Origin of the sequence: Rheinheimera sp. SA_1 (genome assembly GCF_001669775.1) — a bacterium.
GTDB lineage: Bacteria > Pseudomonadota > Gammaproteobacteria > Enterobacterales > Alteromonadaceae > Pararheinheimera.
In genome coordinates this window covers 1,298,484-1,313,144 of sequence record NZ_LXWK01000011.1, presented here as the reverse complement: position 1 = coordinate 1,313,144, position 14,661 = coordinate 1,298,484, and the positions used below count along the sequence as shown (strand labels likewise).

The window sequence follows — 14,661 nt, the reverse complement described above, 5'->3', positions numbered from 1 at the left end:
ACCAGAGGGTGCCAGCTTAAGGCTGGCGACCGTGGACGCAGATATTTGGATTGGTAAAACTATCCTGCCCAAGGTGTTGAGTCGGGACGATATTCCGGTAAGCTGTTTGCCCTCTGCGTCGTTCATTTAACCTGTCGCAAACCAAGGTGGAATTGACGCACTGTCTAACGGTCTCTTTAAAGGAATAAGCAATGAACCATTCAAACCAGCACAGTCGCATACTGCAAGGTATCGCGGCTATTTCACTGAGCGCTGCTGCAAGTATCGGATTCGCCGGATGTAGCGCGCTGCAGAGCAAACCAACCACTGCTGTAGCTGTGCCAACTGCAGCGGCAACAAATTCAGCTGCAACAGTATGCGCAGCCGATGCTGGCTGGAACGATCCGGCAACACCACGTAACATCTTTGGCAATAGCTGGTATGTCGGCACCTGTGGCATCACCGCCATTTTGATTACGTCCGATCAGGGTCATGTGTTGATTGATGGCGCGACCGAAAAAGGTGACCCGCTTATCGCAGCAAATATTCAGGCGCTTGGGTTTAAGCTCTCTGATGTCCGTACTTTGCTTATTTCACACGAACATCACGATCATGCCGGTGGTATCGCCTATTTGCAGCAGGTAACTGGCGGTACTGTGTACGCGCGGGCGCCAGCAGCTGAAGTGCTGGAAAGTGGTAATGCAACCCGGCTTGACCCACAATTTTTAGAACTGGATGCGATGGCGCCTGTTGCGGCGGTGCAGCGGATCGCACATGGTCAGGTGTTACGCACCGGCGCGCTGGAATTAACCGCCCATGCTACGCCGGGTCATACCCCAGGCAGCACCAGCTGGACCTGGACGTCCTGCGACAAAGGCAATTGTCAGCAGCTGGCTTATGTCGACAGTCTGACCGCAATTTCGGATGATGTGTATAAGTACAGTGACGATCAGGCACATCCGGGTTATCTGGCGGCCTTTCGTGCTGGCTTAAAGTATATTGCGACTTTGCCGTGCGATATTCTGCTGACGCCACATCCATCGGCCAGCAATTTATGGCCACGGCTGGACGCCAAACAAGGCGCAGCTACAGCGTTAGTGAATGCAGATGCTTGTCGCGATTACGCAGCCAAAGCTAGTATCAAACTGGATCAACGGTTGCTGAAAGAGCAAAGCCCGAACCAATAAATCCAGTTTTACCTAATTTCTGATATGAAGTGAGCAGAAGGAGCAAAACACAATGAGCAGTCGTCCAATGCAAAAATATCAGGGCAGTTGCCATTGTGGCGCGGTGCGGTTTGAGATTGAAACCGATTTTCCGGAGCTGACGACCTGCGACTGCTCGATCTGCCGGCGCAAGAATGCACTGATGGTGAAAGTACACGAATCGAAATTCCGGCTGCTGACCAGCGAAGCAGCGCTGACTGAATATCAGTTCCACACCCATACCGCGCGGCACTTTTTCTGCAAAACCTGTGGTATTTATCCTTTTCATCGCAAACGCGTCACGCCTGATAATCTGGGCATTAACGTATTTTGCCTGGAAAACTTTGATCCAACCGGTATCCCGGTGCGTCAGACCATTGGTGCAGCAATGGTCTGACGTGACCAATTCAATTGGCGCTGCGAGTGAGCTTTACCCACAGCGCTGTTTTGGTATAAATGCCTGCACACCTCTTTAAGGCCCCACACCCTTCAAGCTACCCAGCACAGCTACAGCCCGCCAAACGCACCAATATCGTGCATTCATTAAGAATATATCAAATAATTATCAACAATTTTAACCGTCTTGAGGTTGAACCTACCCGCCTGAACGACTTAGCGTAGCCAGCGTTTACCGGAAACAGCAAAAACGTTCTTCACTTCGCCGCGTGATGGATTCACGTCATTTTTTCTTGTTATGGAGATCGACATGAAGAGGGTATACAAAAGCTGGTTATGTTCATCGCCCATGAGTGGGAAGTTGATTCAGAAAGCAAATGAATGTGGTGCCGATATCATCCATTTTGATCTGGAAGATTCGGTGCCGCAACAACTGAAAGCCGCCGCCAGGCAGGATGTACAGCAATGTCTGGCGAACCGGTTACCCGGGGTCGTAGCCATCCGGCTGAATGCAATTTCCAGCATGAATGGCATCCGCGATTTACTGTGGCTGGATGCGATTAAACATAACGTCGACATTTTAATTCTGCCGAAAATAGAAACCGCCGGAGAAATTCATCTGGTACAGCAGCTGTTAAAAGAAATTGGTGCCGAGCTCCAACTCTTTGCCATCATCGAAACTCTGAACGGCTTAAGCGGACTACATGAAATAGCGGCTGCTGGCGGTATGCTGAAAGGTTTGATTCTGGGTGTGGCGGATTTGTCGTCACAAATGGGCATTCCGATCAATGGTCGAGGCCTGGCGATGAATTCGATCAAATATCAATTGGGGTTGGCCGCTGCCACTAACGGCTTGCTGGCAATCGATTCCCCCTGTTTCTCCATCAACGATCCGGCGGTATTGCAGGAAGAAATTGCCATTGCCAAAGAAATGGGTTTTTCCGGAAAAATTGCGATTCATCCGTCGCAGGTGCCCTTGATCAATGCTGGGTTTTTGCCAACCGGTGCTGAATTGGCACATGCCAATGCCGTGATCAATACCCTGAATAATCCGGGGCAAGGGGTGAATAAATTAGATGGCTGCATGATTGGCCCGCCTTTTGTCAGGCAGTCTCTGAATGTATTAAGCCGGATGGGAGCAGATCAACCGATCTGACAGCATGAGATGGAAACAATGAAAAGTAAAAATATCAGTATGTTAGAACACCTTGGTGGCCAACGGTATCGTGAATCACATGGTATGTATTATGACGATTTTGTGGTTGGTGATATCTACGAGCATCGGCCGGGGCGAACTATCTCGGAGGTGGATAATACCTGGATGTCGCTGCTTTGTTTTAATACCCACCCGCTGCATATCGACAGTGTGTACGCCAGCCAAACCGAATTTGGTAAACCACTGGTTTCCAGCCTGATAACCTTCGCCATTATTGGCGGCTTGAGTTTGGCCAGCACCAGTGCCCGCGGCGTGGCAAATCTGGGCTGGAAAAATATCCGGTTTATGGCGCCGGTATTTGCCGGCGATACCTTATACGCCGAGACCACAGTATTGGCAAAACGCGAATCTGAGTCCCGACCGGGGCAGGGTATTGTCACTGTTCAGACCCGGGGTTACGTCCATCCGGACACCTTGTTTATGGAATGCGAACGTAGTTTTTTAATCCCATTACGAACCGAAGTCAGGAAGACGTTGCATGCGACTGCTGAATGCCAGTGAGATCCGGGCGCTTCTCGGCACCCGTGAAGCTATCCGCGTGATGCGTCAGGCTTACACTGACTACGATGCTACGACGGTCGATTGTCCGCCAAGAACCATTATCAGCACCGCAGCGCCAGAAGGTTATTTCGGGGTGATGCCGGTGATGGTCGGGGCTGAGCGGAAATTTGTGGTCAAAATTGCCGGTTTGGTGGTTGCCGATCAGGGCTGCCAGATGGAGGCTGTGGTGGCAGTGATGGATGCCAACACCGCGCAACTGCTAGCGTTATTGGACGGTGAAAGTCTGACAACCCTAAGAACATCAGCAACTGCGGCGCTGGTCAGTGATCTGCTGGCCGATCCGCATGCGACTTCATTGGCGCTGCTCGGAACCGGGCGTCAGGCTGCGGCTTTGCTGCTGGCGCACTGCCTGATCCGGCCAATATCGCGGGTGAAGGTATATGCCCGCAATCCGGAAAAACTGCATGCTTTTGTGACGACGCACCGGCAATTGCTGGGACCAGAGGTTGAGATTTGTGCGGTTGATTCAGTGTCGCAGGCGGTGCAGGGCGCGCAGATTATCTGCACTGCGACTTCGGCTGACAGACCGCTGATCCGGCTTCATGACATTGTGGCTGGCTGTCATATCGCGGCGATTGGCAACCATGCACCGGATTTCTGTGAGCTGGATGACTGCGTGCTCAATAGCGCCGTGCTGGTTACTGATGATCGCGTTGCGGCAAGTAAAGAAGCGCCAGCCATTTTGGCTCAGGCCACCGAAATCCAGTCGTTGCTGCAAAATCCCGCACTGTTGCTGGAACTGCAGGAATTGCGGCAGCACGGCACACCAAAAGTGACCGCCTATTTGTCAGTTGGTAGTGCCTTTCAGGATGCCACTATGGCAACAGCCTTACTGCATGCCGCCAGACAGCAGGCGACGGGAGTCGACTGGCTGGCTGGAAATTAGCTGTTTTTAACGATGTAAACAGAGCGCAAATGTAAAAGCGCATTTTTTAAACATTTCATTGATTAAAAATCATATTTACTAATGATATTTGAAGTTGCAGTGGGTCGTTGCCAACAGGTCTACATCATGGGATCTCCACAACGTGATCACGATAGCGCTGCAACTTCAAGGATGACGATCACCACAAGGAATTTATGATGAACGAACTTGCCGAATATGAAGTAAAACGCAATCGATTTACCAACAATGAAAAAGCCCTCGCCATTGGCTCACGCTTCTGGCATGAGACCACCCAGGCGGGATTGGCCGGGATCGTGGCGGATTTAGGCGCTGATGGTTATTTCAGTACTAAAGAAAACCACCGGTTTATTAATCTGAGCTGCTGCTCTTACCTGGATTTTGATTCGCATCCGCACATCATTCAGGGGGCAGTTGCGGCACTGCAAAAATATCGGGTGATGGATCACTGTATTTCCCGGGTCCGGGTGCAGATGCCGGCTTTACTGGAACTGGAAGATTCACTTGGTGCGCTGTTTGGTGCCAAAGTAACCACCGCTATTTCGGCCAGTGCCGCCAGTGCCGGTACTTTGCCGTTGATTGCTTCAGGACATCTGAGTGGTGGTGTACGGCCGGTGATGGTGTTTGATAAACACGCGCATTTTTCGATGAATCTGTACAAGGCGACTTGCGCCGATGAAACCGAAGTTGTCACCATCGCCCATAACGATATGAATGCGCTGGAAGATTTGTGCAAAAAACACCAGCACGTTGCCTACGTTTGTGATGGCACTTACAGCATGGGCGGCTTTGCGCCGGTTACCGATTTGCTGGCGTTGCAGGAAAAATACGGCTTGTTTCTGTATTTTGATGATTCGCATGGTTTGTCCATTCTGGGCAAACACGGCGAAGGGTTTATCCGTTCGGCGATGGACCGCATTCATCCGCGAACTGTGATTGTCGCCACGTTAAATAAAGCCTTTGGTGCCAGTGGTGCTGCGATTATGTTTGGCGAGAACAGCCACGACAATGCCTTGTTGCTAGAGCGGTTTGGCGGCCCGATGGCGTGGTCGCAACCAATGAATACCGCGGCGATTGGCGGTTGTCTGGCGGCGGCGGAATTGCATCGCAGCCCGGAACTGGCTGAAAGACAACAACGGTTGCAAGCAAATATCGAGTTGTTTGACAGTCTGGTGGAAACCGATCAACGGGGCAATCCGTTCCCCATTCGCCTGGTCAAAGCCAGCCACGAACATGTGTTAGCCGCTGGTGTCGCCTTATATCGTGCCGGGTTTTACGTATCACCGGTGTTTTTTCCAATTGTAGCCAAAGATAAAGCCGGCTTGCGGGTGATGTTACGGGCCGGTATGAGTGAATCGCAAGTGCGGATGCTTTGTCAGCAAATTCTTGGACAAAGATTGTTCTGATGATGCAGACGTTTCAGACAACCAAGGTGCTGGCAGCGTTGTCGTTGCTGCTGGCCATTGTGATCTGGGCAGCTGTTCCCAGTGTGGCGAAAGTGGCATTGGCGTACGTGACGCCAGCGCAGTATATGGTGCTGCGCTATTTATTGGCCGGTCTGATCTTTATTCCTTTTTTCGGCAAAGTTTTGGCGGGAATGAAACGACTACCAAAACGGGATTGGGGCTGGCTGATTGGCAGTTCCTGTCTGCTGATTTATGCACAGGTCTGGACACTACAGCAAGTTTCAGCGTCCTGGTACATTGTGGTGTTTTCTTGTTGCCCGGTGCTGATTGCTTTGTTGTTGCGTTACCGTTTTAACCTGAAGTCGATTGCCGGTTTAGTGGTGACGGTCGCCGGGCTGGCGCTGTACCTGCAAGACAGCCATCAACATCAGAGCCCATTTAGCTTCATCGCGATGTGCGGTGTGGTCGCGAGTATGTTGGCATGGGTGGCTTATAGTGTGGTGATCACCCGTTTTCACCGGGTGTACGACGATATGCAGCTGACCGCTGTCTGTAGTTATATTTCGATATTGTTTGCGCTGGTGTTGTACATCAGCGATGGCAACTGGGCGCCACCGGCTGATTTGTCCTGGCCGGTCACTGCGGTGATTGTACTGAGCGGCGCGCTGATGCCTCTCGGTTTGCTTTGTTACAGCTATGCCATGCGGCAAGCCCAGACGTTAACCATTTTTGGTCAGTATCTCGAACCCCCTATCGGTTTGCTGATCGCTTTTATTGTGTTCGGCACTGGAATGACGCTGACGGCGACGGTCAGTGTCGCCTGCATTATTGCCGGTACTATCGCGCTGACCCATTTTAGTGTCAAACCACCTTCGCAAAATGGGGACCTTGCATGAAGCTTGGGGTGTTGATGCTGAGTGTTGTTATGGCGTCTGTGGTTGCCGTTGTGCTGGCCGGTGGCAGTGTGCTGGCGCAGGCAAATGAAATACAGGCTGATTTGCTGCTGCGCAGTTACATCGAAGATAAAAGAGTGAAAGCTGAGCCAGTGCGCCAACCCTGGATCCAAAGTGCGCAGTTGAATCTGAGCCAGCCATGGCAAATTTCGGATGAGCTGCAGTTGTTTGCGGAAACCTCGTTGTTTGGGGCTGTGACATTGCATGATCCGGCCAATATTGGCGAACTTGCACATATGGGGCGTGGCCGTGAAGTTGATGATCTGGCATACCCTGGGCGCTACGGCCTGCGGTTGCAGGCGCCGGACTGGGGTCTGAACTGGGGACTGCAGGATATTTCGTTGCCTTTTATGGTGGCCAAAGACAATCTTTGGTTACCACCGACCTGGCACGGTATCACCGGTTATCGGCAGTTGAGCGATGACATTCGGGTCGAAGGAGGACAACTCAGCCGGGCGCGATTGCGTGGGAGGGAGCAGTTGGATCCGCTGCTTAGTGCTTACGGTTTTGTACCCATTGATTATCTGCGTTATACCGGGCTGGCCTGGCAATACCAGCCCCAGGGCAAGTTGCAGCTTTATGTTAATCAAGCGACGGATCTGTGGCGGCAGCTGTATCTGACTACCGATCAGGCGACCACCGATCAGGCCGGTCGCATCTGGCAGCTGGGGGCGGCATTTTACACCACAACGGCAGACGGCAGCGCCAGACAAGGTCCGCAGGACGGTGAGGCCGGCAGTCTGACGGCAGGCCTGAACTGGCATGGTGTTAATTTGTCGGTATCGGTGCAGCGGATCTGGAGCGACCATGTGCTGGATTACCTGCTGGATGCATATGGCCCGGGCCTTGCGATTGTGATGGTGTCTGACTACAACGCGCCACAGGAATTTGCCCAACAAATCAAACTGGATATCGCAGATACGGTACTTGGGGTCACCGGCTTGCAGTTATCGCTGTGGGCATTGGCCGGACAATCAGCCGCGCCAGCGCTGCGCAATCAGCAAGGTGAAGACCGGCGCCATTATGAAACCGGATTTGGTTTGCTGTACCGATTTAGCGATGGTTTGTTTAGCGGTGGGGATCTGATGTTAACCGCCATTAATCATCGTGCCAACGGTCCTTACCCGGATCCGACCCAACGCGCGATGCGGTTGGTGCTGAACTGGCCGGTGAACTTGTTCTGACGGCCCGGCAACTCTTCTCCAGGCTTGAATCATTTAACAACAAGGAATAACGATATGACGATAGGACTGAGATCCGCATTATTGATTGCCAATATTGCAATCGTGACTGCAGCAACGGCTGCGGCAAATCCGCAAGTAGCGGAGCCACCACTGCGGGCACATCTGGCATATCTGGCCGATGACTTACTGGAAGGACGGGGCACCGGACAACATGGTGGCCGCCTGACGGTGCGTTATCTGGAAGCTCAGGTGGCCGCACTTGGTTTACAGCCGTTGCGGCCGGGTAAATTTGTGCAACCTGTCCCCATTACTGGCATTAAAACGCTGGCTGACAGCAAGATTATGGTGCAGCACGGTACCAGCCAATGGCAGTGGCAGTATGGCGAAGATGTGGTCCTGGCTACGGCACAGCCACGCGCCGAATTAAAGCTGGACGCTGACATGGTGTTTGTTGGCTTTGGTATTTCCGCGCCGGAAGAACGGTGGGACGATTACAAAGGCGTTGATGTACGTGGCAAAATTGTGCTGATGTTGCTCAATCAACCCAAGGCGACTGCCGGGGAACCTGGCCGTTTTGGTGGGGAGTCACTGTCGTATTACGGCCGCTGGGATTACAAGTTTGAAGAAGCAAAAAGACGCGGCGCCGCCGGCGTGTTGGTATTACACACCGATGCCAGTGCGTCATATCCCTGGCGTGTACCAGTGGCCGGTTACAGCAACGAGCGGTTTCATGTCAGCGAGCAGGGCAATTTAATCGAAGGCTGGCTGCATGATAACGCGGCCACTAAGCTATTTGCTGCCGCTGGTTTAGACCTGCTGCAACTACGACAACAGGCGACAGCTCGCAGCTTTAAACCGGTGCCATTGCAGGCAAAGTTACAGGTGAAATTACACAGCGAAGTGCGCAAATTTGTCGAATATAACGTGCTGGCGATGGTGCCGGGAACCGATCCGAAATTACGTCACGAAGCCGTGGTCTACAGCGCCCATTGGGATCATCTGGGGATTAAAGCCGCTGACGATGGTGGCAAAGCGCAAATCTGGCATGGCGCTATTGATAATGCTTCCGGTGCAGCGGCCTTGCTGGCGATGGCGCAGGCGGCGGTGATTAAACCGGCCAAACGCAGTCAGATTTTCTTCTGGCCCTGCGCCGAAGAAGAAGGCCTGCTCGGCAGCATGGCATTTATGCATAACCCGTGGTGGCCACACGCCGACATGGTGGCGAACCTGAACCTCGACAGTATGAATTTTGCCGGTAAAACCACCGATATGGGGGTTCCAGGCGCCGAGTACAGCAACTTGCGGCAAAGCGCGTTGAAGGTCGCGAAAAATCACCAGCTGCAATTACTGGACGTATTACCAGATCCGTCCGGCGCCTACTTTCGCAGTGACCACTTTAGTTTTGCCAGGTTTGGCATTCCGGCATTTCGGGTCGGTTCGCCGGTATTTTCCTCCGACGGCCACTTTACCTTCGAGCATAATCACCAAGATTCGCTGGCAAAAATAAAGGCCTTTGCCGATCACTATCACCAGCCTTCGGACCAATACGATCCGGCCTGGGATTTAACCGGCATGCAACAACAAGCCCAGTTCACGCTGGATTTAGGGCTGGAAATTGCCAACGAACCAGTGCGTCCGCGGATGTTGTCAGAAACGGTGCATCGGGCCTGGATGCCAGCGACTAGCCCTAATACAAAGGTTAATGACGCAACCAGAGCACCTGATATGGGCTTAGTTGAATGACACGACTCTGATAACTCTGGCCACTGAGTTGATCAACCCAGTGGCCAGCGGGTAGCTGCTGATAGTATTGCGGCTGTTCGGAGAAGTTCACCAGACATAGCAGAGTTTTCCCGGCAAGTTCCCGCTGATAGCTAAACAAGTGCGGATTGTCGCAGGTTAAAATACGAGTGCTGCCAGCGCCGGTTTCCGGCAGGCTGGCGCGGGTGGTGATTAAATGCTGCAGTTGCTGATAAATCCGGCCGCTGCTACTGGTTTTACTTTGTGCTTCCAACAACTGCTGGCTATCAAGTTTGACTCTGTTAACCCAGCGACTGTCGTCTTTTTTCACTGGATCTTGCTGATAACTATAGTCATTCAGTAAACCAAGCTCGTCGCCCATATACAGCAACGGCAAGCCGCCGATGCTTAGAATAATGCTGTTCAAAAGGTTAATTCGCGCCAGCGCATGCTGCAGATGCAGGGTATGGCCTTCACTTTGCGCTTGTTCAACCCCGGCCAGCGACGCCAGCATACCGGCCACACGGCAATCGCCGTTGATTGGGTTTTGCTGAAACGGTACCCCTTTGGCAAAACTGCCTGGGAATTGCCCGGTATAAAACTGATTTAAAAACTGCCGGTGATGATCCGGATTGATGCCAAGCTGGCGGGCGACATCGTCGTCAAAAGTCCAGCCGATATCGTCGTGGCAACGAATATAATTGACCCAGCTGCAATGTGGATCAATCTCAAACCGCCGCCGCAACGATTCTGATAACAAGCGGGTTTTGCGGGTTGCCAGACTGTTCCAAAGTAGCGCCATCAGCAGCGGGTTATATGACAACTGACATTCGCCCGGCGCAATATATTTCACCACTTCGTCCGGGTGGACGATGGCTTCCGACTTAAACTGCAATGCCGGGGCGGCAATTCGCGCCACCGCATTAAAAGCCTGGATCACCGTATGGGCTTTTTGCAGATTTTCACAGCCGGTACCGGCCTCTTTCCAGACAAATGCCAGCGCGTCTAATCGCAACACCGCTGCGCCTTGATTGGCCAGAAACAGCATTTCTTCCGCCATCGCATTAAACACTTGCGGGTTGCCGTAGTTCAGATCCCACTGAAAACTGTTAAAAGTGGTCCAAATCCAACGTTTGGAGTCGGCGTCTTGAGTAAAACAGCCCCGACGAATTTCCGGGAAAATCTCCCGTAAACAGGGGGCAAACTGGTCACGTTCCTGCTCGGTCAGGAAAAAATAATAATCGCGATATTCTTGTTGGCCTGCTTTGGCGAGCTTGGCCCAACGATGCTCATCAGAAGTGTGATTAAACACAAAATCCAGCACCGGCTTAATGCCTTGCTGATGTAACTGCTGCATTAAAGCGGCCAATTGCGGCATCGAGCCCAATTCCGGCATGGTGTCGCGATAATCGGACACTGCATAACCGCCATCACTGTTGGGGACCGGCGCTTTAAACAACGGCATCAGATGCAGGTAATTAATGCCGGTTTGTTGTAAATACGGAATACGGTTGGCCAGGCCTTCGAAATTGTCCGCAAATAAATCAACGTAGCAGGCGGCGCCGAGGGCTTGGGCCGATTGATGCCAATGCTGCGGTTGTTGCTCTTGCTGCAGATCTTGTTGCTTTAAATAGTCCGGGCGCTGCGCCGAGCTTTTCGCCAATAGTTTCAGCAGCTGTTCCAGCTGGTAATAACAGTCGTACTGATTGCCATATAGCGTCAGATACAGCTGCAGTAACTTCGGCAACACCTGTTGCAGCCGTAACTGAAAAGCCGGAAAACTTTGTTTAGCCAAGGTTTTTAAACTTGAGCTAAAACGTTTAAGTAACTTGTCAGATTCAAACTGGAGTAGCTGTGGGTTTTCCAGCAACTGCGCTGTGGTTTTTTGCATGGTTGAAAGTCCATATGCAGGTATTGTTGCTATTTAAACCATCATTTAGTCGATTATTCAAGTAAAAAACACCGAGATGTAGAAATTTTAGCCAGTTTGTTTACAGCAAGGTCTGAATCAGTTATTTTCAAACTTAAATGTTTAAGTTGGTGGTATCACCATCCACAAATTTCAGGTGCAGATCATGCAAGTTCCGGTATGTTGTTTTGGAGAAATCCTGATTGATTTTCTGCAAGACCCGCAACAAAACGAAGTATTCCGCCGTTTTGCCGGTGGTGCGCCGGCCAATGTGGCGGTAGCGGTCGCCAAATTGGGCGGCCACAGTAAGTTTATCGGGATGGTTGGCCAGGATATATTTGGCGAATTCCTCACCGCACAGCTCAAACACTATGGCGTGGATTGCAGTGCGGTGCGCCAAACCAGTCTGGCGAAAACCGCTTTGGCTTTTGTCGCGCTGGATGAGCAGGGCGATCGCAGTTTTTCGTTTTACCGACCGCCCGCGGCCGATTTGTTGTATTTACCGGAAGACTGCCCGCCGGATTTATGGCAGGAACCAGGCATCCTGCATTTATGCTCGAATAGCCTGACCGAAAATGCCATTGCCGTGACCAGTTTCGCGTTAGTCGCAATGGCCAAAGCCCATGGCTGGTTAGTGTCGGTGGATGCCAATTTACGCCACAATTTATGGTCAACAGGTGCGGCAAACCGAATGTTGGTGACGCAACTGCTGCAACAGGCTGATGTGATTAAACTGAGTCTGGATGAACTGCAGTATTTGGCTGCCGATTTGGATCCGGAGTTATGGTTGCAACAGCTGCTGCAATCACAAGAACCAGCCAGCACAAACCAGCGCTGGGTGGTGGTGACTGCTGGCGCTGCCGAAGTGCGAAGTAGCAGTGCTGCCGGTGATTTCAACGTGCCAGTCTCACCAGTCAAAGTGGTGGATACCACCGCCGCCGGTGATGCTTTTGTGGGTGCTTTGTTATACCAACTGAGTGCTTTATTGGAAGCTGGACATTCCTGGTCCGAAGTTACAACGGATACCGGATTGCAGCAGCAAATCGTTCGCAAAGCGATAGTGGCGGGTTCGCTGACTTGCCAGCAGTTTGGTGCTTTCAGTGCTTTACCAACGCTTTCCCGACTCTTTGCAAAGTAACAGCACAATGGACGGGTTAATCTGCGTTAATCAGGAGCGTCATTATCTAAATATTTCAAGTAAATAGCGCGTTGTGGTTCGGTTAGCTCGGACCACAATGCTTGGGCTGTCGCACGGTTAGCCTGGTAAAACTGATGGCTGAACACCAGATGGCCATGCAGCAATTCGATGCTTGGATCCAGCATTTGCATGGTGTCCGGGTTAAAACCGCTGGGCAGGGCACTTTTACCGGCAATTTTGCAGACCATACTAATGGCCTGCACCTTGTCTTGCGCCAACATTTGCAATGCTTGAGCTTGTGCCGAAATTGGAATTCGCACAAACTGCCGATGCGGTAATGCTTGTTTATACGTGCGTCCGGCCTGATGCGCCAGCGTCACTTTGGACATGCCATTAAAACTTTTGCCATTCCATTTTTTCGCCAGCGCTTTGCTGGTCACCAGGCAAATGTCTTGCTGGGTAAATTCGCGTCTCGGATCCGGCATGTCCATACGCATGGGGAAAGCGCCCAAGGTCCGGCGGCTGTCGGAATAATTAGCGACCACCGCATCCACATCGCCGCTTTTTAAGTATTTTAAACAACGTTGCCACGGATATCGCACCAGCTTCAGCTGCAAATCTGGGATGGCGGCGGTGATTTTTTGCAAATGTTCGATGGTTGCCCCTGGCCTTTCGGGCTGTACCTGTTGACCATTGCCCAGGTAATAAGGTGCCAGCTCGGTGTCCTGAAAACAGAAAGTGAGCTGGGTTGTGGCAAACACAGCTGGATGCCAGAGCAACCCGAATAGCATCACCGCCACTGCTTTTTGCCAGCTTGCACTGCTCATAACTTCGGCTGTCCGTTGCTACAACAAGCATGACTGCTGCGCAGCATTACACACAACACCAATAATGCCGTGGCACCGGGAAGTCCGCTGAAAATGCCAGCCAGCGGGATCAACAGCGCAAATAGCACCAGCAGATATTTACCGCTGCCGCTAAAGATAAAGCGGTCGCGGACCAACCAGAGCCCAAATAAATATCCACTGATTGGCACTGTGACGGCGAAAGTGGCGGCGGTTGGCGTCAGGCTGGCAGTACCAAGGATTAGATCAATATTAACTGCAATTCCAGCGCCGACCGCTGCGCCCGCGGCATAAATAATCAAATGGCCATAACCCCAGGTCAGCGCCATCGCCAGCGTCTGCTGGGTTAAATGCTCTTCGCGTGAAAAATATAACCACCACAGACAAAACAGCAGCACCATCGCCAGCAATGGAAGTTGGAGCAGCGCCAGCGTTGGCGCCTGTTCGGCGGTGAGGTTGCTGATGGCAATTGAACTGGCTAATAAGGTTTCGCCGAGCACAATAATATTTAGCAGACCATATCGCTCAATCATATGGTGGCGATGCCAGGGCGTGATGCCTTGTCGTTCTGCCAGCGCCGGTACTGCCAGTTCCAGCGCTGCACCCAGCGCGAACAATAGCAGCAGCCAGGTCGGCGACAACGGTTGTTGCAGTAGTAAGCCTACCCAATATAGCTGCACCAGAAAAATACCAATGGCGTAGGTGAGGGTGGTGCGGGTTAATTCAGGATGGTGCCGGGCGGCGCGTAGCCAGAACAGCACCATGCCAATGCGCATAATAACAAAACCAAACACTATCAGCGTCAGCTGACCGTGTTGGAAAAACGGTTTAATCCCCGCCGCCATCGTCAGCGAACCCGCCATCACCAACATGGTCAGCAAGCGGAACAGCACGTCGTCGTTATCATAAGCCGAGGCAAACCAGCTGAAGTTCATCCAGGACCACCAGATGGCAAAAAACGCCAGCACAAACTTGCTGATGCCTTCGGCATAATGGGCATGCGCGACTGCATGATGCAGTTCAGCGGCCGCGGCGGCAATTGCGATCACTGCCACTAAATCAAACATCAATTCCAGCGGCGTCGACGCCCGGTGGTGTTCCGTGGTGTTGCGCGGCGGCATAGCGCGTACACCGGCACGCAAAAATTCTGAGAGATGATGAAGCGGCATCACATTTCCTTGTTCGCTTGACCGATCATATTCTGGCAACAGGATTGCCACAGCAG

Annotated in this window: 13 protein-coding genes; 10 read left to right on the top strand and 3 right to left on the bottom strand. The window is 52.1% G+C overall.

Going from position 1 to position 14,661, the window contains the following annotated elements:
• Positions 1–191: 191 nt before the first annotated feature.
• From bla to A5320_RS06425, 9 genes are all read left to right on the top strand, one after another.
• Positions 192–1,166 (top strand): subclass B3 metallo-beta-lactamase, encoded by a 975-nt coding sequence (bla, locus tag A5320_RS06465; protein WP_082971564.1) that lies wholly within the window; start codon positions 192–194, stop codon positions 1,164–1,166.
• Between the two features lie 52 nt (positions 1,167–1,218).
• On the top strand, positions 1,219–1,581 hold the full coding sequence (locus A5320_RS06460) for a GFA family protein (protein WP_197490004.1): 363 nt from the start codon (positions 1,219–1,221) through the stop codon (positions 1,579–1,581).
• A 360-nt stretch (positions 1,582–1,941) separates the two neighbouring features.
• Entirely contained in the window at positions 1,942–2,736 is a 795-nt protein-coding gene (locus A5320_RS06455) for an HpcH/HpaI aldolase/citrate lyase family protein (protein ID WP_197490003.1), read from the top strand.
• An 18-nt stretch (positions 2,737–2,754) separates the two neighbouring features.
• Positions 2,755–3,297, top strand: a complete 543-nt coding sequence (locus A5320_RS06450; protein ID WP_068062406.1) for a MaoC family dehydratase — start codon at positions 2,755–2,757, stop codon at positions 3,295–3,297.
• Positions 3,275–4,243, top strand: coding sequence for an ornithine cyclodeaminase family protein (locus A5320_RS06445; protein WP_068062403.1), 969 nt, complete (start codon positions 3,275–3,277; stop codon positions 4,241–4,243). The genes A5320_RS06450 and A5320_RS06445 overlap by 23 nt, the downstream gene beginning before the upstream one ends.
• Positions 4,244–4,440: 197 nt before the next feature.
• Positions 4,441–5,667 (top strand): 8-amino-7-oxononanoate synthase family protein, encoded by a 1,227-nt coding sequence (locus A5320_RS06440; protein ID WP_068062399.1) that lies wholly within the window; start codon positions 4,441–4,443, stop codon positions 5,665–5,667.
• Positions 5,667–6,563, top strand: coding sequence for a DMT family transporter (locus A5320_RS06435; protein WP_068062396.1), 897 nt, complete (start codon positions 5,667–5,669; stop codon positions 6,561–6,563). The genes A5320_RS06440 and A5320_RS06435 overlap by 1 nt, the downstream gene beginning before the upstream one ends.
• A 14-nt stretch (positions 6,564–6,577) precedes the next feature.
• Positions 6,578–7,804 (top strand): OprD family outer membrane porin, encoded by a 1,227-nt coding sequence (locus A5320_RS06430; RefSeq protein WP_197490002.1) that lies wholly within the window; start codon positions 6,578–6,580, stop codon positions 7,802–7,804.
• Positions 7,805–7,858: 54 nt separating this feature from the next.
• Positions 7,859–9,547, top strand: coding sequence for a M28 family peptidase (locus A5320_RS06425; protein WP_068062390.1), 1,689 nt, complete (start codon positions 7,859–7,861; stop codon positions 9,545–9,547).
• Here the strand turns inward: A5320_RS06425 and A5320_RS06420 are convergent.
• A complete protein-coding gene (locus A5320_RS06420) occupies positions 9,504–11,435 on the bottom strand; it encodes an alpha-amylase family glycosyl hydrolase (protein ID WP_068062387.1) in 1,932 nt (643 codons plus the stop codon). The genes A5320_RS06425 and A5320_RS06420 overlap by 44 nt on opposite strands.
• Before the next feature lie 184 nt (positions 11,436–11,619).
• Here A5320_RS06420 and A5320_RS06415 point away from each other — a divergent pair, with 184 nt between their 5' ends.
• The gene (locus tag A5320_RS06415; RefSeq protein ID WP_068062382.1) at positions 11,620–12,591 is read left to right on the top strand and encodes a carbohydrate kinase family protein; all 972 of its coding nucleotides are present in this window, start codon (positions 11,620–11,622) and stop codon (positions 12,589–12,591) included.
• A gap of 26 nt (positions 12,592–12,617) precedes the next feature.
• On the opposite strand, the gene A5320_RS06410 is transcribed toward A5320_RS06415, so the two are convergent.
• Positions 12,618–13,418: a transporter substrate-binding domain-containing protein gene (locus A5320_RS06410; RefSeq protein WP_068062380.1), complete on the bottom strand. Its 801-nt coding sequence runs from the start codon at positions 13,416–13,418 to the stop codon at positions 12,618–12,620.
• Entirely contained in the window at positions 13,415–14,605 is a 1,191-nt protein-coding gene (locus tag A5320_RS06405; protein ID WP_068062377.1) for a low temperature requirement protein A, read from the bottom strand. The genes A5320_RS06410 and A5320_RS06405 overlap by 4 nt, the downstream gene beginning before the upstream one ends.
• Positions 14,606–14,661 lie beyond the last annotated feature (56 nt).

Bases quoted from the DNA above. Each gene is read 5' to 3' on its own strand.
- bla (WP_082971564.1), top strand. From the start codon at position 192: ATGAACCATTCAAACCAGCACAGTCGCATACTGCAAGGTATCGCGGCT.
- A5320_RS06460 (WP_197490004.1), top strand. From the start codon at position 1,219: ATGAGCAGTCGTCCAATGCAAAAATATCAGGGCAGTTGCCATTGTGGC.
- A5320_RS06450 (WP_068062406.1), top strand. From the start codon at position 2,755: ATGAAAAGTAAAAATATCAGTATGTTAGAACACCTTGGTGGCCAACGG.
- A5320_RS06445 (WP_068062403.1), top strand. From the start codon at position 3,275: ATGCGACTGCTGAATGCCAGTGAGATCCGGGCGCTTCTCGGCACCCGT.
- A5320_RS06440 (WP_068062399.1), top strand. From the start codon at position 4,441: ATGAACGAACTTGCCGAATATGAAGTAAAACGCAATCGATTTACCAAC.
- A5320_RS06435 (WP_068062396.1), top strand. From the start codon at position 5,667: ATGATGCAGACGTTTCAGACAACCAAGGTGCTGGCAGCGTTGTCGTTG.
- A5320_RS06430 (WP_197490002.1), top strand. From the start codon at position 6,578: ATGCTGAGTGTTGTTATGGCGTCTGTGGTTGCCGTTGTGCTGGCCGGT.
- A5320_RS06425 (WP_068062390.1), top strand. From the start codon at position 7,859: ATGACGATAGGACTGAGATCCGCATTATTGATTGCCAATATTGCAATC.
- A5320_RS06420 (WP_068062387.1), bottom strand. From the start codon at position 11,435: ATGCAAAAAACCACAGCGCAGTTGCTGGAAAACCCACAGCTACTCCAG.
- A5320_RS06415 (WP_068062382.1), top strand. From the start codon at position 11,620: ATGCAAGTTCCGGTATGTTGTTTTGGAGAAATCCTGATTGATTTTCTG.
- A5320_RS06410 (WP_068062380.1), bottom strand. From the start codon at position 13,418: ATGAGCAGTGCAAGCTGGCAAAAAGCAGTGGCGGTGATGCTATTCGGG.
- A5320_RS06405 (WP_068062377.1), bottom strand. From the start codon at position 14,605: ATGCCGCTTCATCATCTCTCAGAATTTTTGCGTGCCGGTGTACGCGCT.